The organism is Microbacterium sp. (genome assembly GCF_051860965.1).
Classification (GTDB): Bacteria; Actinomycetota; Actinomycetes; order Actinomycetales; family Microbacteriaceae; genus Microbacterium.
The window spans coordinates 209819-228242 of sequence record NZ_JBIMKU010000006.1 but is presented as its reverse complement, the minus strand read 5'-3'; the positions used below and the strand labels follow the sequence as shown (position 1 = coordinate 228242).

The 18424-nt window shown below is 70.1% G+C and carries 17 protein-coding genes; all 17 read left to right on the top strand.

Going from position 1 to position 18424, the window contains the following annotated elements; genetic code table 11:
* The 17 genes from mltG to gmk all read left to right on the top strand — a co-directional run bounded on the left by mltG (position 1) and on the right by gmk (position 18423).
* Positions 1-1704 (top strand): endolytic transglycosylase MltG, encoded by a 1704-nt coding sequence (gene mltG / locus ACTIFV_RS13495; protein ID WP_439593306.1) that lies wholly within the window; start codon positions 1-3, stop codon positions 1702-1704.
* Complete coding sequence (locus ACTIFV_RS13490) at positions 1674-2540, top strand: shikimate dehydrogenase (RefSeq protein ID WP_439593305.1); 867 nt, start codon at positions 1674-1676, stop codon at positions 2538-2540. Before mltG ends, ACTIFV_RS13490 begins: the two co-directional genes overlap by 31 nt.
* 4 nt (positions 2541-2544) lie before the next feature.
* The gene (gene aroC / locus ACTIFV_RS13485) at positions 2545-3759 is read left to right on the top strand and encodes a chorismate synthase (protein WP_439593304.1); all 1215 of its coding nucleotides are present in this window, start codon (positions 2545-2547) and stop codon (positions 3757-3759) included.
* A complete protein-coding gene (locus tag ACTIFV_RS13480) occupies positions 3743-4264 on the top strand; it encodes a shikimate kinase (RefSeq protein WP_439593303.1) in 522 nt (173 codons plus the stop codon). Before aroC ends, ACTIFV_RS13480 begins: the two co-directional genes overlap by 17 nt.
* On the top strand, positions 4261-5337 hold the full coding sequence (gene aroB / locus ACTIFV_RS13475; protein ID WP_439593302.1) for a 3-dehydroquinate synthase: 1077 nt from the start codon (positions 4261-4263) through the stop codon (positions 5335-5337). The genes ACTIFV_RS13480 and aroB overlap by 4 nt, the downstream gene beginning before the upstream one ends.
* Positions 5338-5574: 237 nt before the next feature.
* Positions 5575-6030, top strand: coding sequence for a type II 3-dehydroquinate dehydratase (aroQ, locus tag ACTIFV_RS13470; protein WP_439593301.1), 456 nt, complete (start codon positions 5575-5577; stop codon positions 6028-6030).
* 88 nt (positions 6031-6118) lie between these two features.
* A complete protein-coding gene (efp, locus tag ACTIFV_RS13465) occupies positions 6119-6679 on the top strand; it encodes an elongation factor P (RefSeq protein WP_248150012.1) in 561 nt (186 codons plus the stop codon).
* A gap of 2 nt (positions 6680-6681) precedes the next feature.
* Positions 6682-7092, top strand: a complete 411-nt coding sequence (gene nusB, locus ACTIFV_RS13460) for a transcription antitermination factor NusB (RefSeq protein ID WP_439593300.1) — start codon at positions 6682-6684, stop codon at positions 7090-7092.
* Between the two features lie 164 nt (positions 7093-7256).
* Positions 7257-8831, top strand: coding sequence for a Rieske 2Fe-2S domain-containing protein (locus ACTIFV_RS13455; protein ID WP_439593299.1), 1575 nt, complete (start codon positions 7257-7259; stop codon positions 8829-8831).
* Positions 8832-8940: 109 nt separating this feature from the next.
* Positions 8941-9471 carry a bifunctional pyr operon transcriptional regulator/uracil phosphoribosyltransferase PyrR gene (gene pyrR / locus ACTIFV_RS13450; protein WP_439593298.1) on the top strand — a complete coding sequence of 177 codons (531 nt, stop codon included), beginning with the start codon at positions 8941-8943 and terminating at the stop codon, positions 9469-9471.
* Complete coding sequence (locus ACTIFV_RS13445; RefSeq protein ID WP_439593297.1) at positions 9468-10442, top strand: aspartate carbamoyltransferase catalytic subunit; 975 nt, start codon at positions 9468-9470, stop codon at positions 10440-10442. The genes pyrR and ACTIFV_RS13445 overlap by 4 nt, the downstream gene beginning before the upstream one ends.
* Positions 10439-11752: a dihydroorotase gene (locus tag ACTIFV_RS13440; protein ID WP_439593296.1), complete on the top strand. Its 1314-nt coding sequence runs from the start codon at positions 10439-10441 to the stop codon at positions 11750-11752. Before ACTIFV_RS13445 ends, ACTIFV_RS13440 begins: the two co-directional genes overlap by 4 nt.
* Positions 11749-12258, top strand: coding sequence for a PH-like domain-containing protein (locus tag ACTIFV_RS13435; RefSeq protein ID WP_439593295.1), 510 nt, complete (start codon positions 11749-11751; stop codon positions 12256-12258). The genes ACTIFV_RS13440 and ACTIFV_RS13435 overlap by 4 nt, the downstream gene beginning before the upstream one ends.
* Positions 12255-13397 carry a glutamine-hydrolyzing carbamoyl-phosphate synthase small subunit gene (gene carA, locus ACTIFV_RS13430; protein WP_439593294.1) on the top strand — a complete coding sequence of 381 codons (1143 nt, stop codon included), beginning with the start codon at positions 12255-12257 and terminating at the stop codon, positions 13395-13397. Before ACTIFV_RS13435 ends, carA begins: the two co-directional genes overlap by 4 nt.
* The gene (gene carB / locus ACTIFV_RS13425; RefSeq protein WP_439593293.1) at positions 13390-16677 is read left to right on the top strand and encodes a carbamoyl-phosphate synthase large subunit; all 3288 of its coding nucleotides are present in this window, start codon (positions 13390-13392) and stop codon (positions 16675-16677) included. Before carA ends, carB begins: the two co-directional genes overlap by 8 nt.
* Positions 16674-17534, top strand: a complete 861-nt coding sequence (gene pyrF / locus ACTIFV_RS13420; protein ID WP_439593292.1) for an orotidine-5'-phosphate decarboxylase — start codon at positions 16674-16676, stop codon at positions 17532-17534. The genes carB and pyrF overlap by 4 nt, the downstream gene beginning before the upstream one ends.
* Complete coding sequence (gene gmk, locus ACTIFV_RS13415) at positions 17527-18423, top strand: guanylate kinase (protein ID WP_439593291.1); 897 nt, start codon at positions 17527-17529, stop codon at positions 18421-18423. Before pyrF ends, gmk begins: the two co-directional genes overlap by 8 nt.
* The last annotated feature ends 1 nt before the right edge of the window (position 18424 follow it).

Genomic DNA, 18424 nt, shown 5'->3' with positions numbered 1-18424 from the left:
ATGCCCGATCCCACCACTGACGACCCGTTCGCGGACCTGTTCGGAAAGCTTCCCGACCCTCGGGCCCGGCGGATCGACGGCGAATCCGGTGCATCCGACCCCGTGACGCCTGTCGCCGGTGAGACGGCGCCGCTTTCGCGGCGCGAAGCCCGCGCGGCCGCGGCACGCGCCGCGACGGGGGAGCAGACGGTCACCCCGCCGACCAGCGCAGCCGAGTCGCAGGCAGAAGCGACGGGTGAGACCGCGTCATCGCCGACCGCTGCCGAGCCCGCCACGACGACCGAGCCCGCGGCATCCTCCGGGCGCCCGGAGGCAGCGGAGACGTCCGCCGTACCCGCCGACGAGCCGCGCAGGACCTCTCCGACGCAGCCCGCGCCGGTCGCAGCATCTGCCGTCGACGACGACCCCGCCGCGGACTGGCGGCGCTCTGCGGGTCGTCCTGACGGAGCGGCGACCGCCGATGCGGCGCCCGGGTACGCGCGCTCCGGCGCGACGCCGACGATCCCCGCGGCGGAGCCGGCGCTGGAGGATCTCTTCACGGGGGCCACCTCGACCGACGAACTCGGCAAGGAGCCCGTGCCGAAGAACAGGAAGCGGCGGCGCATCGGCGGATGGATCGCGCTCGGCGTGGTCCTGGTGATCCTCGGGGGTCTCACGGCAGGGGGCCTGTACGTGTGGAACACGTACGAGGGCAAGATCCGCGAGGTCATGGGGTGGGAGGAGCCCAAGGACTACGAGGACGGACTCGCGAACGGCGAGGCCGTGGTCACCATCGCGTCGGGCGACGTCACGACGACGATCTCGAACTCGCTGTACGAGGCCGGGGTGACCAAGACTCCGACCGCGTTCTACGACTACCTCATCGAGGAGGGCCTCAACCCGACCTTCTATCCGGGCGCGTACAAGATGCAGCTGCAGATGACCTCGGCCGCCGCACTCGCCGCACTCGAAGACCCCGCCAACAAGCTCGAGAACACCGCGCAGCTGCGCGAAGGACTCACGGTCGAGCAGTCGCTTCCGTTGCTTGCGGACGGCACCGGCATCCCGCTCGAGGACTTCCAGGCCGCCGTCGCCGATCCGACCGTCTACGGCGTCCCGCTCGACCCCGCCGTCGCCGCGGCGGGTGGACAGCCGCTCGAGGGCTGGCTCTTCCCTGCGACGTACACGTTCGACCCGGGCGTCACGGCGCAGGACGTCATCCAGACGCTCGTGAGCCGCACGATCCAATCGCTGGATGCCGCGGGCGTGCCCGAGGCGGACCGCCAGCGCATCCTCACCGAGGCCTCGATCATCCAGCGCGAGGCGCGGCTCGAAGCCGACATGAAGAAGGTCGCGACGGTCATCAACAACCGCCTCGATCCCGGCAACCAGGAGACCTTCGGGCTCCTGCAGATGGACTCCACGGCGCAGTACGGCTACGGCGAGATGCACGACGGAACCGTGAGCTCGTCGGGCGAGGCCCTCAACGACCCCAACCCGTGGAACACCTACGTGAACATGGGACTTCCGGTCGGGCCGATCTCGAACCCGGGCGACGTCGCGATCGCGGCGGCCATGAACCCCGAGCCGGGGGACTGGCTGTACTTCGTGACGGTCAACCTCAACACGGGCGAGACGATCTTCACGACCAACATCAACGATCACAACCGTGCGGTCGCGCAGTGGATCGACTGGTGCAAGGCCAACCCGGACGCCGGGTGCTGACACCCGAGCGGCACCGCCTCGCGGTGTGGGGCGATCCGATCGCCCACAGCCGTTCTCCGCGTCTCCACGGAGCCGCGTACGGCGTGCTCGGTCTGGATTGGGAGTACGACCGCCGCCAGGTGCCCGAGGCGCACTTCGACCGTGCGCTGCGCGGCCTGGGCGACTCGTGGCGCGGGCTGTCGCTCACGTTCCCACTCAAGGGCGCCGCACGCCGCGCCGCCGCGACACTCGATCGACGCGCCGAGCTGACGGGCGCGGTCAACACTCTCCTCCTGCGGGCCGACGGGGCGCACGGCTTCAACACCGACATCGGCGGCATCGCCGCGTCGCTCCGCGACGAGGGGCTGACCGCCGTCGACCGCGCGCGCATCGTCGGCGCGGGAGCCACGGCGACCTCGGCGCTGGTCGCCCTCGCCGAGCTCGGCGCCGGGCGGGTCGAGGTCGTCGCGCGCCGGCCCGATGCCGCCGCGCCCCTCGTCGCACTCGGCGAGGATCTCGGCATCGCGGTGGTCGCGGCATCCATCGACTCGTCGTCCTTCGCCTCCGTCGACGCCACGATCGCGACGCTGCCGGGCGATGCGGCGGTGGGGGATGCCTCGGCCGACGCCCTCGCCGACGCGGGCGGATTCCTGCTCGACGTCGTCTACGGCCACTGGCCCACCGCCCTCGCGCGCGGGTGGGAACGCACCGGCGGGCGGTCGACGTGGGGGCTCGGGATGCTGCTGCACCAGGCCGTGCTGCAGGTGCGGATCTTCGTCTCGGGGCAGGTGGAGGTTCCGCTGGATGACGAGGCAGCGGTGCTGGCCGCGATGCGCCTCGCGGTCGTGGAAGACTAGACGAATGCTCCGCGTGCTCACGGCCGGCGAATCGCACGGCCCCGAACTCGTCGCCATCATGGAGGGTCTGCCCTCCGGCGTCCCCGTCTCGCGCGCCGCGATCCAGGCGGATCTCGCGCGCCGCAAGCTCGGCTACGGTCGCGGCTCGCGCATGAAGTTCGAAGAGGACGAGCTGTCGATCTCGTCGGGCGTCGTGCACGGCACGACGCTCGGCAGCCCGATCGCCCTGCGCATCGGCAACACCGAGTGGCCCAAGTGGGTCGAGGTCATGAGCCCCGAGCCCATCGATCTCACCGACAAGTCGCGCGGCCGTGGCGCCGCCCTGACGCGGCCGCGTCCGGGTCACGCCGACCTCGTCGGGATGCAGAAGTACGGCTTCGACGAAGCGCGGCCGATCCTCGAGCGGGCGAGCGCGCGCGAGACGGCGGCGCGCGTCGCGCTCGGAGCGCTGGCCCGCGCGTTCCTGGGCGAGCTCGGCATCCGTCTCGTCTCGCACACGCTCTCTATCGGCCCCGTGCGGGTGCCCGAGGGTGCCGCCCTGCCCACGCCCGCCGACGTCGACGCGCTCGACGCGGATCCGCTGCGGTGCTTCGACGCGGCGACGTCGGCCGCGATGGTCGCCGAGGTCGACGACGCGCGCAAGGACGGCGACACGCTCGGGGGCATCGTCGAGGTGCTCGCCTACGGACTGCCCCCCGGCCTCGGCTCGCACGTGCATTGGGACCGCCGCCTCGACGCGAAGCTCGCCGAGGCGCTCATGAGCATCCAGGCCATCAAGGGCGTCGAGGTCGGCGACGGCTTCGAGACGACCCGCCGCCGCGGCTCGGCCGCGCACGACGAGCTCTTCGCGACGGACGACGGCATCACGCGGTCCTCCGACAAGGCGGGCGGCACGGAAGGCGGAATGTCCACCGGCACCGTGCTGCGTGTGCGCGCCGGCATGAAGCCGATCGCGACGGTGCCCAGGGCGCTGCGCACGATCGACGTCGCGACGGGCGAGACCGCGTCGGCGCACCACCAGCGCTCCGACGTGTGCGCGGTCCCCGCCGCAGGCGTCGTCGCCGAGGCGATGGTCGCCATCGTGCTCGCGGGCGTCGTGCTGGAGAAGTTCGGCGGCGACAGCGTGGCCGAGACGCGCCGCAACCTCGAGGGGTACCTCGCCGCGATCCCCGAGACGCTGCGCAGCACCGCCGCCTCGGATCATGACCTCGCGCTCTGACGCCGTCGTGCTGATCGGCCCCATGGGCGCCGGCAAGACGAGCATCGGCCGCAGGGTCGCGAAGGCGCTCGGCAGGCCGTTCTACGACACCGACATCGCGGTCAAGCTCGCGCACGGGCCCATCGAGGAGCTCTTCGAGACGCACGGCGAAGCGCACTTCCGGTCGCTCGAGCGCGCGGCCGTGCGCGAAGGGCTCGCGAAGGGCGGCATCGTCTCGCTGGGCGGGGGAGCGGTGCTGGATGCCGACACCCGCGCGGATCTCGCCGGCCACCGCGTCGCACTGCTCACCGTCGAGCCGCGCGTCGTGATCGCGCGCGTGAAGGGCTCGAAGCGTCCCCTGCTGCAGGGCGAGGACGCCGGTGCGCGCTGGAACGAGATCTATCAGGCGCGCAAGCCCGTCTACGAACAGCTCGCGACCGAGACGTTCGACACGTCGTCCGGCCCGCTGCAGGACGTCGTCGACGCGGTCGTCGCGTGGGTGCGGTCCACCGAGGAGGATTCATGAGCGACACGACCACGATCAGCGTGACCGGTGAGGCCGCGTACGACATCACGGTGGGCCGCGGCATCCTCGCCTCCCTCGGCGACCGCCTGCCCGAGGGCGCGCGCAAGGTGCTCATCGTGCACCCGCCCACCCTCTCGGCGCAGGCCGAACAGCTGCGCGCGTCGCTCGTCGGCGATCGCGAGGTGCTGCTCGCCGAGATCCCCGACGCCGAAGCCGGCAAGCGCATCGAGGTCGCCGCCTTCTGCTGGCAGGTCATGGGCAAGGCCGACTTCACCCGCACCGACGTCGTGGTGGGCTTCGGCGGGGGAGCCGTCACCGACCTCGCCGGTTTCGTCGCGGCGACGTGGCTGCGAGGCGTCGCGGTCGTACAGGTGCCCACGACGGTGCTGGGAATGGTGGATGCCGCGGTCGGCGGCAAGACGGGCGTCAACACCGCCGAGGGGAAGAACCTCGTCGGCGCGTTCTGGCCGCCCCACGCCGTCGTGTGCGACCTCGACCTGCTCGACTCGCTCTCGCGCAACGAGCTCGTCGCCGGGTACGCCGAGGTCGTCAAGGCCGGCTTCATCTGGGCCCCCGAGATCCTCGACCTCGTCGAGGCCGATCCCGAGGCCGCCGTCGACCCGCGCAGCACGGCGTTCCGACGCACGATCGAGCTGGCGATCGAGATGAAGGCGCGCGTCGTGAGCGAGGACTTCCGCGAAGCCGGGCTGCGCGAGATCCTCAACTACGGCCACACCCTCGGCCACGCGATCGAGCACGCCGAGCGCTACCGCTGGCGCCACGGCGCCGCGATCTCAGTCGGCATGGTGTTCGCCGCCGAACTGTCGCGCCTGGCCGGACGACTGCCCGATGCCGCGGCCCAGCGCCACCGCAACATCCTGGATCTTCTCGGCCTGCCCACGACCTACCGCGCCGGCGCCTGGCCGACGCTCAAGGCCACGATGCAGCGCGACAAGAAGAGCCGCGGCGGGATGCTGCGCTTCATCGTCCTCGACGACATCGCCCGCCCGACGGTGCTCCAGGCTCCCGACGAGTCGCTGCTGTTCGCCGCCTACCAGGAGGTCGCGGGCTAGCAGTCCTCGGCGTGCCGAACGCGTGTTCGGCGGCGATCCCCTCGATGGGGCGTCCCGCCCGCACGGGACTCCCCGTCGGATCCCGTGCAGTTCCGATCCCGCCTGCCGACCGAGTTCGTGCCGCCCGGTCGGAGGATGCGCGCTCGGTCGGAGGATCCGATGCGGATCCTCCGACCGAGCAGACATCCTCCGACGCAGGCAGCTCAGACCGGTGCGACGGGCGGCTAGGGTGTTCGCGTGACCGAACGTCGACTGCTGCTCGTCAACGGACCGAATCTCAACCTGCTCGGCACGCGCGAGCCCGACGTGTACGGCACGTCGACGCTCGCCGACGTCGTACGGATCGCGACGGATGCCGCGGCATCCCGAGGCTTCGAACTGCGGGCCGTGCAGAGCAATCACGAGGGCGTCCTGCTCGACGCCATCCACGACGCGCGCGCCGACTGCTCGGGCATCGTGATCAACCCGGGCGGGCTCACGCACACGTCGGTCGTCCTGCGCGACGCGCTCGCGGGTGTGGATCTGCCCGTGGCCGAGGTGCACATCTCGAACGTGTACGAGCGCGAGTCCTTCCGGCACCATTCGTACGTCGCGGACGTCGCCGCCGTCCACGTCATCGGCGAAGGCGTCGCGGGCTATTCCACGGCGGTGCGCAAGCTCATCGACGTCATCGCCGGGGTCGCCGAGGGCTGATCGGGGCGCGGCACCCGTCATCCCGTAGAATCGGACGTCGGCGCGCTCCGCGTGCGCCCCACTGACACGAAACGGACACTCTTCACTCATGGCATCCACCGCAGACATCAAGAACGGCGTCGTCCTCAGCATCGACGGACAGCTCTGGAACGTCATCGAGTTCCAGCACGTCAAGCCGGGCAAGGGTGGCGCGTTCGTCCGCACGAAGCTCAAGAACGTCCTCTCGGGCAAGGTCGTCGACCGCACTTACAACGCCGGCGCGAAGATCGACATCGAGAACGTCGATCGCCGCGACTTCACGTACCTCTACAACGACGGCGACAACTTCGTCTTCATGGACGTCGATGACTACGACCAGATCAACGTCGCCGCCGCGACCGTCGGCGACGCGGCGAACTTCCTGCTCGAGAACCAGCAGGTGCAGATCGCGCTCAACAACGGCAATCCGCTGTACGTCGAGCTCCCGGCATCCGTCGTCCTCGAGATCACGTACACCGAGCCCGGCCTGCAGGGCGATCGCTCGTCGGCGGGCACCAAGGCGGCGACGGTAGAGACCGGCTACGAGATCCAGGTGCCGCTGTTCGTCGAGCAGGGCACGAAGGTCAAGGTCGACACCCGCACGGGTGACTACCTCGGCCGCGTGAACTGACCTTGAGCGCACGTTCGAAGGCGCGCAAACGCGCGCTGGACATCCTCTTCCAGTCCGACGTCCGCGGCGACGAGCTGTCCACGACGATCGCGGCCGAGGCCAAGCGCGCAGCGAGCGAACCCGCCCGCGAGGCGTCCTGGCTCTATGCGCGCGAGATCGTCGACGGCGTCAACGACAACCGCGAGGCGATCGACGAGCAGATCACGACGTTCGCGAAGGACTGGACGCTCTCGCGCATGCCCGCCGTCGACCGCGCGGTCCTGCGCATCGGCGTGTGGGAGCTCCTCTACAACGACGAGGTGCCGTCCGCCGTGGCGATCGACGAGGCCGTCGAGCTCGCCAAGGAGTTCTCGACGGACGAGTCGGGCTCCTTCGTCCACGGCGTGCTCGGACGGATCGCCCGCTCGTCCTGAGTCGGCTCTGGCGGCGAACCCGCTCAGCGTCCACGGACTGCGGCTGTGAGTTCGTCCGGAACCGCAGGCTCTGGACGCTGAACGAAGAGACGAAGCGGCTCGTCTCCGGGGGCGCTCGGCGGCCGACGGTAGAATCGACGGGTTCCGATCTGGAGGATTCCCCCATGCGCATCACGGGCCTCGGCCACGCCGGCATGTTCATCGAGACCCGCGGCGGCAGCATCCTGTGCGACCCCGTCATCGGTCCGACGTTCTTCGGGTCGTGGTTCCCGTTCCCCGACAACCGCGCGCTCGACTGGAAGAAGTACGGCGCCGCCGACTTCCTGTACGTGTCCCACCGGCACCGCGACCACTTCGACCCCGCGCTCATGGCGCGTCACGTCCCCCGGACGATCAAGGTGCTCCTGCCCGACTATCCGACCGATGACCTCGAGCAGGATCTCCGCAGGCTCGGCTACGACAACATCATCTACACGCAGGCGGGTGTGCCCCTGCAGTTCGGTGACCTGAAGATCATGGTGACGCCGCTGCGCGCCCCCAGCGACGGGCCGATCGGCGACTCGTCGCTCAGCGTCGACGACGGCACCGCCAGCATCCTGAACCAGAACGACTCGCATCCGCTCGATCTCGAGAAGCTCATGTCGTTCTCGAAGCCCGAGGCCTACTTCACGCAGGTATCCGGGGCGATCTGGTGGCCCATGGTCTACGACCTGCCGCAGGATGCCAAGCAGAACTTCGCGCGACTCAAGCGTGATGCGCAGAACAAGCGCGCGATGTACTACATCGAGAAGGTCGATGCGGAGCATGTGTTCCCGATGGCGGGGCCGCCGATGTTCCTGCGCGAGGAGCTCTTCCGCTACAACGGCACCGGGCTCGAGGACGACTCGATCTTCACGGATCAGCGGCAGTTCCTCGCGCACATGGCCGAGCTGCGTCCCGAGCAGAAGGGCTACGAGTTCGTGCCGGGCACGGTCGTGGAGCTGAACGACGGCGAGATCTCGGTCACGCAGTCCCTGTACACGGATGCCGAGATCGATCGCTTCTTCGACGAGAAGTGGGACTACCTCGCCGAGCAGCGCGACACGCGTCAGGACGAGATCGCGGCGGAAGAGGCATCCCGTGCCGCCGTCCTGCCGCCCGACGAGATGCTCGCGGCGATCAAGGAGTGGTGGGAGCCGCTGCTGCGACGCGGCCGGACGATCCGCAACGGCGTCGGCGGCAACGTGCGCTTCCGGATCGGCGACCTCGACATGGTCGTCGACTTCCCCAAGGCGAAGGTCCGCGAGTATGCGGGGGAGGAGTGCATCTACTGGTACACGATCCCCGCCGACCTGGTCTCGACGAACATCCGCGACCACGAGATCGACTGGTCCAATTCGATCTTCCTGTCGATGCAGTTCGAGGTCGGTCGCAGCGGCAAGTTCAACGAGTTCCTGACGACCTTCCTCAAGTGCCTGTCGCGCGACCGCATCGAGTACGTCGAGAACTGGTACGCGGAGCAGACGGATCAGACCGAGGACGCCCAGCTGGGCGACTGGATCGTGCAGCGCCGGTGCCCGCACCTGCGGGCCGACCTCACCAAGACGGGCAAGATCGAGGACGGCGTGCTGACCTGCAGCCTGCACGACTGGAAGTGGGACCTCGCGAGTGGCAAGTGCCTCACGAGCCAGGGCCACCCGATCCGGGCGAGCCGGGCCGAGGACGACCTCTTCCGCGAGGCGACGACCCCCGCCGCGTAGGTGCCGGCACGGATCTCGCACGAGGTCCGGGAACGCCCCGCTCGGCGCGCTAGAGTGGAGGCACAGCAACCTTTAACACCGTCCTGTGAGGCGGAGAAGGGAGCGGCGGATGAGTACGCGCACCGTACTTCACGAGGCCGACATCGCACGCGCTCTGACTCGGATCTCCCACGAGATCCTCGAGTCCAACAAGGGCCCCGAGAACCTCGTCGTGCTCGGCATCCCGACGCGCGGCGTGACCCTCGCGCATCGCATCGGCAGTCTGCTCGCGGACTTCAGCGGTGTGTCGGTGCCCGTCGGTGCGCTCGACATCACGATGTACCGCGACGACCTGCACCGCAATCCGACGCGCGAGCCCCAGCCGACCCAGATCCCGGCAGGCGGGATCGACGGCAAGGTCGTCGTCCTGGTGGACGACGTGCTCTTCTCGGGGCGCAGCATCCGCTCCGCGCTCGACGCCCTGCAGGACATCGGCCGCCCGGCCGCCGTGCGACTGGCGATCCTCGTCGACCGTGGGCACCGCGAACTGCCCATCCGACCCGACTTCGTCGGCAAGAACCTGCCGAGCTCGAGCGACGAGCGCGTCAACGTCCGTCTCGCCGACGTGGACGGCATCGAAGAGGTGACGATCGAGTCATGAGGCATCTGCTCGACACCCGGTCCCTCGCGCGCGCCGACGCCCTGCGCATCCTCGATGTCGCCGAGGACATGGCCGACACGCAGCAGCGCGAGGTCAAGAAGCTCCCGACGCTGCGCGGCAAGACCGTGGTCAACCTCTTCTTCGAGGACTCGACCCGCACCCGCATCTCCTTCGAAGCGGCCGCCAAGCGCCTGAGCGCCGACGTCATCAACTTCTCGGCGAAGGGGTCGAGCGTCTCGAAGGGCGAGTCGCTGCAGGACACCGCGCAGACCCTGCAGGCGATGGGGGCGGATGCCGTCGTCATCCGCCACGGAGCCTCCGGCGCTCCGCGCACGCTCGCGACGAGCGGATGGATCACCGCCGGGGTCGTCAACGCCGGGGACGGGACGCACGAGCACCCGACCCAGGCACTTCTGGACGCCTTCACGATGCGCAAGCGCCGCCACGGCGCCGACAGCCGCGGTCGCGATCTCGAGGGGCTGAGGGTCACGATCGTGGGCGACGTGCTGCACTCGCGTGTCGCGCGGTCGAACGTGTGGCTCCTGAACACCCTCGGCGCCGAGGTCACGCTCGTCGCGCCGCCGACCCTCGTGCCGCAGGATGTCTCGGGGTGGCCCGTGCACGTCGTCTACGACCTCGACGAGGCGATCGCCGCCGCACCCGACGCGATCATGATGCTCCGCATCCAGCTCGAGCGCATGAACGCCGCGTATTTCCCCACTGAACGGGAGTATTCCCGTCGATGGGGGCTCGATGCGCGGCGCATGGGGCTGCTCCCGGCCGATACGATGGTTCTGCACCCGGGTCCGATGAACCGGGGGCTCGAGATCTCCGCCGACGCCGCCGATTCCCCTCGCTCGACGGTGCTCGAGCAGGTCGCGAACGGCGTCTCTGTGCGGATGGCGGTGCTGTATCTGCTGCTCGCGGGCGAACGCGTCCACAGCAGCGACGAGAGTGAGGGCGTGCTGTGACGGATGAGGTCCTACTGGTCCGAGGAGCACTCCTCGAGGGCGGTCGCACCGCCGACCTGATCGTCGACGGCGGTGTGATCGCCGAAGTGGGCGCGGGACTGAGCCGCGCCGGTGCGACGGTGGTGGATGCCGACGGCCTCGTCGCCCTGCCCGGTCTCGTCGATCTGCACACCCACTTGCGCGAGCCCGGCTACGAGGCGTCCGAGACGATCCTCACGGGATCGCGTGCCGCGGCCGCCGGCGGCTTCACGACCGTCTTCGCCATGCCCAACACCTCGCCCGTCGCCGACACCGCGGGCGTCGTCGAGCAGGAGCTCGCACTCGGCGAGGCGGCCGGCTTCGCCACCGTGCAGCCGATCGGCGCCGTCACGGTGGGGCAGAAGGGCGAACGCCTCGCCGAGCTCGGCGCGATGGCCGACTCGCGTGCGCGGGTTCGCGTGTTCAGCGACGACGGCTTCTGCGTCTTCGACCCGCTGATCATGCGCCGCGCGCTCGAGTACGTGAAGGCCTTCGACGGCGTCATCGCGCAGCACGCGCAGGACCCGCGCCTGACCGAGGGTGCGCAGATGAACGAGGGCGCGGTGTCGGCCGAGCTCGGCCTGACCGGCTGGCCCGCCGTCGCCGAGGAGTCGATCATCGCGCGCGACGTGCTCCTCGCCGAGCACGTCGGGTCGCGGATGCACGTCTGCCACCTCTCGACCGCCGGTTCGGTGGACATCATCCGCTGGGCCAAGCGCCGCGGTGTGAACGTGACGGCCGAGGTGACTCCGCACCACCTCCTCCTGACCGACGATCTCGTGCGCGGGTACGACCCGCGGTTCAAGGTGAACCCGCCGCTGCGCCGCGAAGAGGACGTCATCGCGGTGCGCGAGGGCCTGGCCGACGGCACGATCGACATCGTCGCGACCGATCATGCTCCGCACCCGCTCGAGTCGAAGGCGTGCGAATGGCAGGCCGCCGCGAACGGCATGGTCGGCCTCGAGAGCGCCCTGCGCGTCGTCCACGCGACGATGGTCGAGACCGGTCTGCTCGAGTGGTCCGACGTCGCCCGCGTCATGTCGCGCGAGCCCGCCCGCATCGGGCGGCTGAGCGACGCGGGCACGCCGCTGGCGGCGGGGCGCACGGCATCCCTCACCCTCTACGACCCCTCGCCGGCGCGCCCGTTCACTGTCGACGATCTCGAAGGCCGCAGCGTCAATTCGCCCTACCTGGGGCGCGCGCTGCCGGGCGACGTGCGCTGGACGGTCCACCGCGGCGTGCTCACGGTCGCCGACGGCGCCCTGCTCGACACGCCGGGGGTGCGCGGATGACGCGGGAAGGCGCGCTCATCATCATCGTCGCGTTCACGGTCCTGCTGATCGCGATCGGCGTCTGGGCGTGGACGAAGCGCCGCCGGCGCGACGCGACGCCGCTCATCACGGCGGGCGAGGCGTCCACCGGGTCGTCGACCGTCGCGGTCTTCGAAGGCCTCTACGTCGCGACGACGCGCCACGACGTCCCCCTCGAGCGCATCGCCGCCCCGGGGCTCGGCATGCGCTCCCGCGTGACGATCACCGTGACGGACGCCGGCATCGCGCTCGATCTCACGGGTCGGCCGCGCCTGTTCCTGACCGCCGACCGCATCGCCGGCGTCGACCAGTCGACCGTCGCGATCGATCGCGTGGTCGAGAAGGACGGCCTGACCCGGCTCGCGTGGCGCACCGACGCGGGCGACGTCGTCGACAGCTACTTCAGACCTCAGGATGCCTCCGCCCGCGCACTCGCAGACGCCATCGCGGGCATCCTCTCCACCTCGCAGACGGGAACCGACGCATGACATCCCTCTTCCGCTCCGACCCTGCCGTGCTCGTGCTCGAGGACGGCACCCGCCACGTGGGCCGCGCCTACGGCGCCACCGGCACGACGATCGGCGAAGTCGTCTTCGCGACGGGCATGACCGGCTACCAGGAGACCCTGACGGATCCGTCATACGCGGGTCAGATCGTGCTGCAGACCGCGCCGCACATCGGCAACACCGGCATGAACGCCGAAGACCCCGAGTCGCGCCGCATCTGGGTGTCGGGCTACATCGTCCGCGACCCCTCGCGCGTCGTGTCGAACTGGCGCGCGGACGAATCGCTCGACGACGCGCTCGTCTCGGACGGCGTCGTCGGCATCAGCGGCATCGACACACGCGCCGTGACGCGGCACATCCGCTCGGCCGGCAGCATGCGCGGCGGGATCTTCTCGGGCGAGGCCGCGGAACTGGATGCCGAGGAGCAGCTGCGCATCGTGACGGAGGCTCCGCCGATGGCAGGGCAGAACCTCTCCGCCGCCGTGTCGGTGACCGCCGCAGAGGTCACGAAGGCGACGGGGGAGCGGATCGGCAACCTGGCCGTGCTCGACCTCGGGGTCAAGCAGGCCACGATCGACAATCTCGCCGCGCGGGGCTTCGACGTCCACGTCCTGCCGCAGGACGTCACGATCGACGGCATCCGTGCGATCGACCCCGTCGCGGTGTTCTACTCCAACGGACCGGGCGACCCCGCGGCATCCGGCGATCACGTCGAGCTGCTGCGTGCCGTGCTCGACGACCGCCTGCCGTTCTTCGGGATCTGCTTCGGCAACCAGCTGCTGGGACGCGCGCTCGGCCTCGGCACCTACAAGCTGCCCTTCGGGCATCGCGGCATCAACCAGCCCGTGCTCGACAAGGCGACCGGCCGCGTCGAGATCACGGCGCACAACCACGGCTTCGCGGTCGACGCGCCGCTCGAGGGCGCGTTCGACTCGCCGAACGGGTACGGAAAGGTCGAGGTCTCGCACGTCGGACTCAACGACCAGGTCGTCGAGGGCCTGCGCGCGCTCGACATCCCGGCCTTCTCGGTGCAGTACCACCCCGAGGCGGCCGCCGGCCCCCACGACGCCAACTACCTGTTCGACCGCTTCGCGGAGATGGTGAAGGAGAACCGTGCCTAAGCGCGACGACATCAAGAGCGTCCTGGTCATCGGCTCGGGGCCGATCGTCATCGGCCAGGCGTGCGAGTTCGACTACTCGGGCACGCAGGCGTGCCGCGTGCTGCGGGAGGAGGGCGTGCGCGTCATCCTCGTCAACTCCAACCCCGCGACGATCATGACCGATCCCGACTTCGCCGACGCGACCTACATCGAGCCCATCAACTGGCGGGTGATCGAGACGATCATCGCGAAGGAGAAGCCCGATGCGATCCTGCCGACGCTCGGCGGTCAGACGGCCCTCAATGCGGCCATCGATCTGCACAAGAACGGCATCCTCGAGAAGTACGACGTCGAGCTGATCGGCGCCGACTTCGAGGCGATCAACAAGGGCGAGGACCGCCAGATCTTCAAGCAGCTCGTGCTCGATGCGGGAGCGGATGTCGCGGCATCCGTCATCTGCCACTCGATGGACGACCTGCTCGCCGGCGCCGAGAAGCTGGGCTACCCCCTCGTCGTGCGCCCGTCCTTCACGATGGGCGGGCTCGGCTCGGGCTTCGCCTACGACGAGACCGACCTCCGACGCATCGGCGGGGCGGGCCTGCACGATTCGCCGACCAACGAGGTGCTCCTCGAGGAGTCGATCCTCGGCTGGAAGGAGTACGAGCTCGAGCTCATGCGCGACACGGCCGACAACACCGTCGTCGTCTGCTCGATCGAGAACGTCGACCCGGTCGGCGTGCACACGGGCGACTCGATCACCGTCGCCCCCGCGCTGACGCTGACCGACCGCGAGTACCAGAAGCTGCGCGACATCGGCATCGACATCATCCGCGCCGTCGGCGTCGACACGGGCGGCTGCAACATCCAGTTCGCCGTCGACCCGAAGTCGGGCCGGATCATCGTGATCGAGATGAACCCGCGCGTCTCGCGGTCGTCCGCCCTGGCCTCGAAGGCGACGGGCTTCCCGATCGCGAAGATCGCCGCCAAGCTCGCGATCGGCTACCGCCTCGACGAGATCCCGAACGACATCACGAAGGTGACCCCCGCGAGCTTCGAGCCGACGCTCGACTACGTCGTGGTCAAGGTTCCGCGCTTCAACTTCGAGAAGTTCCCCGCCGCCGACACGACGCTGACCACGACCATGAAGTCGGTCGGCGAGGCGATGGCCATCGGGCGCAACTACGCCACGGCGCTGCAGAAGGCGCTGCGCTCTCTCGAGAAGCGCGGATCGTCGTTCCACTGGGGCGCCGAGGAGCGCTCGCTCGAGGAGCTGCTCGAGATCGCGACCGTGCCCACCGACGGCCGCATCGTCGTGCTGCAGCAGGCGATGCGCAAGGGCGCGACGATCGAGCAGGCGTTCGAGGCCACGAAGATCGACCCCTGGTTCCTCGACCAGATCGCGCTCATCAACGAGGTCGCCGCCTTGGTGCGCGAGGCGGGGGAGCTGGATGCCCCGACCCTCCGCATCGCGAAGGAGCACGGCTTCAGCGACGCGCAGATCGGCGAACTGCGCGGGATCCCCGAGGCGGAGGTCCGCGGCATCCGTCACGCGCTGTCGATCCGCCCGGTCTACAAGACCGTCGACACGTGCGCGGGGGAGTTCCCCGCGCTCACGCCGTACCACTACTCCAGCTACGACGTCGAGACCGAGGTCACGCCGTCCGACCGCACGAAGGTGGTCATCATCGGCTCGGGCCCCAACCGCATCGGCCAGGGCGTCGAGTTCGACTACTCGTGCGTGCACGCGTCGTTCGCGCTGTCGGACGCCGGCTACGAGACCGTCATGGTCAACTGCAACCCCGAGACCGTCTCGACCGACTACGACACCTCGGATCGCCTGTACTTCGAGCCGCTGACGCTCGAGGACGTGCTCGAGGTGCTGCACGCCGAGTCGCAGTCGGGCGAGATCCTCGGCGTGGTGTGCCAGCTCGGCGGTCAGACCCCGCTCGGCCTCGCGAAGGGGATCGAAGAGGCCGGGTACACGATCCTCGGCACGAGTCCCGCCGCGATCGATCTGGCCGAGGAGCGCGAGCTCTTCTCCCGCCTGCTCGACGACGCGGGGCTCGTGGCCCCGCGCCACGGCACGGCGACCGGGGTCGACGGCGCCGTCGCGATCGCGGAGGAGATCGGCTACCCCGTTCTCGTGCGCCCGAGCTTCGTGCTGGGTGGCCGCGGCATGGAGATCGTCTACGACAGCCCGAGCCTGCGCGAGTACTTCGTCCGCACTGCGGGCGAGGTCATCGTCGAGCCCGGCAAGCCGCTCCTGGTCGACCGCTTCCTCGACGATGCGATCGAGATCGACGTCGACGCGCTGTACGACGGCGAGCAGCTCTACATCGGCGGAGTCATGGAGCACCTCGAGGAGGCCGGCATCCACTCCGGCGACTCGTCCTGCACCCTCCCGCCCGTCTCGCTGGGTCGCAGCGACATCGACCGCGTCCGTACGGCGACCCTGGCGATCGCCGAGGGCGTGGGCGTCCGAGGACTTCTGAACGTGCAGTTCGCGATCTCGGCGGGCGTGCTCTACGTCATCGAGGCGAACCCGCGGGCGTCGCGCACGGTGCCGTTCGTGTCGAAGGCGCTCGGCATCCCGCTCGCGAAGGCCGCCGCCCGCATCATGGCGGGCTCGACGATCGCATCGCTCGTCGACGAGGGCCTCCTGCCCGCTCAGGACGGCTCGCGCGTCCCGCTCGACGCCCCCGTCGCGGTCAAGGAGGCCGTGCTGCCCTTCAAGCGGTTCCGCACGAAGGACGGCCTCATGGTCGACTCGGTGCTCGGTCCCGAGATGCGCTCCACGGGTGAGGTCATGGGCATCGACCGCGACTTCCCGACGGCGTTCGCGAAGTCGCAGGAGGCCGCGTACGGCGGGATGCCGCTCGAGGGCACGGTGTTCATCTCGGTCGCCGACAGCGACAAGCGCGCCGTCATCCTCCCCGCCCACCGTCTGCAGGAGCTCGGCTTCACGCTCGTCGCGACCGAGGGCACCGCCGAGATCCTCGCGCGGAACGGCATCGAGGTCGAGGTCGTCAACAAGTACTCGGCGACGCAGGAATCCGGCGAGGTCAACATCGTCGACCTCATCAACGAGGGGCGCATCGACATGATCGTCAACACCCCCTCGGGCGGCATGGCGCGCGCCGACGGGTACGAGATCCGCGCTGCCGCGGTCGCGGCGGACAAGGCGCTCTTCACGACCATGGCCGTGCTCGGCGCCGCCGTGAGCGCGCTGCCGGTGCTGCGGGACGGCTTCCGCGTGCGCAGCCTGCAGGAGTACGCCCAGGACCGAGCGGCGCGCGCATGACCCCATTCGGCACGCGGCTGCGGGCGGCCCTGGACTCGTACGGACCGCTCTGCGTGGGGATCGACCCTCACGAGCGGCTCCTCGAGGAGTGGGGGATGGATGCCTCGGCCTCCGGCGTGCGCGCGTTCGGCCTCGCGGTCGTCGAGGCGGCCGCGGGCCGGGTGGGCGTCGTCAAGCCGCAGGTCGCGTTCTTCGAGCGCTACGGCTCGCGCGGCTTCGCCGCGCTGGAGGAGGTCATGGCCGAAGCGCGTGCCGCAGGACTCGTCGTGATCGCCGACGCCAAGCGCGGCGACATCGGCACGACGATGGAGGGCTATGCGCACGCCTGGCTCGAGCCCGGCTCACCGCTCGAGGCCGACGCCGTGACGCTCAGCCCGTACCTCGGCGCCGAGTCGCTGCGCGCGACCCTGACCACGGCCGTGCGGCACGGCAAGGGCGCCTTCGTCCTCGCCGCGACCAGCAACCCCGAGGCGTACTCGGTGCAGAGTGCGCGGACGATCGATGTCGCGGCGAGCGACGACGAGTCCGTCGCCGAGCGCGTGGCACGCGACGTGTCGTGGATCAACGGCTCCGACGCGTTCGAGGGCGGGCTCGGCCCGATCGGGCTCGTCGTGGGTGCCACGGTCGACCGCGCTGTCATCGGACTACCCGACGACGCGCTCCGCGGAGCGCCGATCCTGGCGCCGGGATTCGGCGCGCAGGGGGCCGAGCCGGGCGACCTCGTGCGCCTCTTCGGTGCGCTCTCGCGCAACGTCGTGGCCAGCGAGAGCCGGAGCATCCTGTCGGCCGGTCCCGACGCCCTCGCGGCGCGCATCGAGGCCCGCGCGGCGATGTACGTTAGTGGTTCCGATGCCTGATTCACGTACTCCCCCCGAAGTCGACCGCGTCGCCGCATCCCGCCGTGCCGTCGCCGCCCGCCGAGCCCGCGCGTCCCTCAAGAAGGACGTCGCGATGCGCGTCATCACCCCGCAGGAGCTGCTGCGCCGCGCGCTCGACGACCCGACGTCGCCCGCCGGCGCGATGCGCGTGACCGAGTTCCTCACGTGCATCCCCGCGATCGGCGAGGGCAAGCGCGACCGCATCCTCGCCGACCTCGAGATCGCTCCCGTCAAGAAGCTCGGCGGACTGGGTGCTCGCCAGCGCGTCGCGCTCACGGCATTCCTCGACTCCCGCATCCCCGAGCGCGCACCGCGCGGCAATCGCAGCAGGCTCCTGGTCCTGGCTGGCCCCACCGCGGTGGGCAAGGGGACGGTGGCGGCCCACATCAAGGCGAATCATCCCGAGATCCTCCTCTCGGTCTCGGCGACGACGCGTCCGCCGCGGCCCGCCGAGGTCGACGGCGAGCACTACTTCTTCGTCGACGACGCGGAGTTCGACCGCATGATCGCGGCAGGCGAGCTGCTGGAGCACGCGACGGTGCACAACCGCTTCCGCTACGGCACGCCGCGCGGTCCGATCGACGCAGCACTGGCCGAAGGCCGCACGGTGCTGCTCGAGATCGATCTGCAGGGCGCGCGCCAAGTGCGCGCGGCCGAGCCGTCGGCGACGCTCGTCTTCCTGCTGCCGCCGAGCTGGGACGAGCTGGTCGACCGGCTCGTCGGCCGCGGCACGGAAGGCGACGAGGAGCGCGCACGACGCCTGCGCACTGCGAAGGTCGAACTCGCGTCGCAGAACGAGTTCGACTACCGGGTCGTGAACGACGATGTCGCACGGGCCGCCGCCGAGGTGGCCGCGCTGGCGCGCTGAC

Coding starts and splice junctions, on each gene's coding strand:
- mltG (WP_439593306.1), top strand. CDS start 1: ATGCCCGATCCCACCACTGACGACCCGTTCGCGGACCTGTTCGGAAAG.
- aroC (WP_439593304.1), top strand. CDS start 2,545: ATGCTCCGCGTGCTCACGGCCGGCGAATCGCACGGCCCCGAACTCGTC.
- ACTIFV_RS13480 (WP_439593303.1), top strand. CDS start 3,743: ATGACCTCGCGCTCTGACGCCGTCGTGCTGATCGGCCCCATGGGCGCC.
- aroB (WP_439593302.1), top strand. CDS start 4,261: ATGAGCGACACGACCACGATCAGCGTGACCGGTGAGGCCGCGTACGAC.
- efp (WP_248150012.1), top strand. CDS start 6,119: ATGGCATCCACCGCAGACATCAAGAACGGCGTCGTCCTCAGCATCGAC.
- ACTIFV_RS13455 (WP_439593299.1), top strand. CDS start 7,257: ATGCGCATCACGGGCCTCGGCCACGCCGGCATGTTCATCGAGACCCGC.
- pyrR (WP_439593298.1), top strand. CDS start 8,941: ATGAGTACGCGCACCGTACTTCACGAGGCCGACATCGCACGCGCTCTG.
- ACTIFV_RS13445 (WP_439593297.1), top strand. CDS start 9,468: ATGAGGCATCTGCTCGACACCCGGTCCCTCGCGCGCGCCGACGCCCTG.
- ACTIFV_RS13435 (WP_439593295.1), top strand. CDS start 11,749: ATGACGCGGGAAGGCGCGCTCATCATCATCGTCGCGTTCACGGTCCTG.
- carA (WP_439593294.1), top strand. CDS start 12,255: ATGACATCCCTCTTCCGCTCCGACCCTGCCGTGCTCGTGCTCGAGGAC.
- pyrF (WP_439593292.1), top strand. CDS start 16,674: ATGACCCCATTCGGCACGCGGCTGCGGGCGGCCCTGGACTCGTACGGA.
- gmk (WP_439593291.1), top strand. CDS start 17,527: ATGCCTGATTCACGTACTCCCCCCGAAGTCGACCGCGTCGCCGCATCC.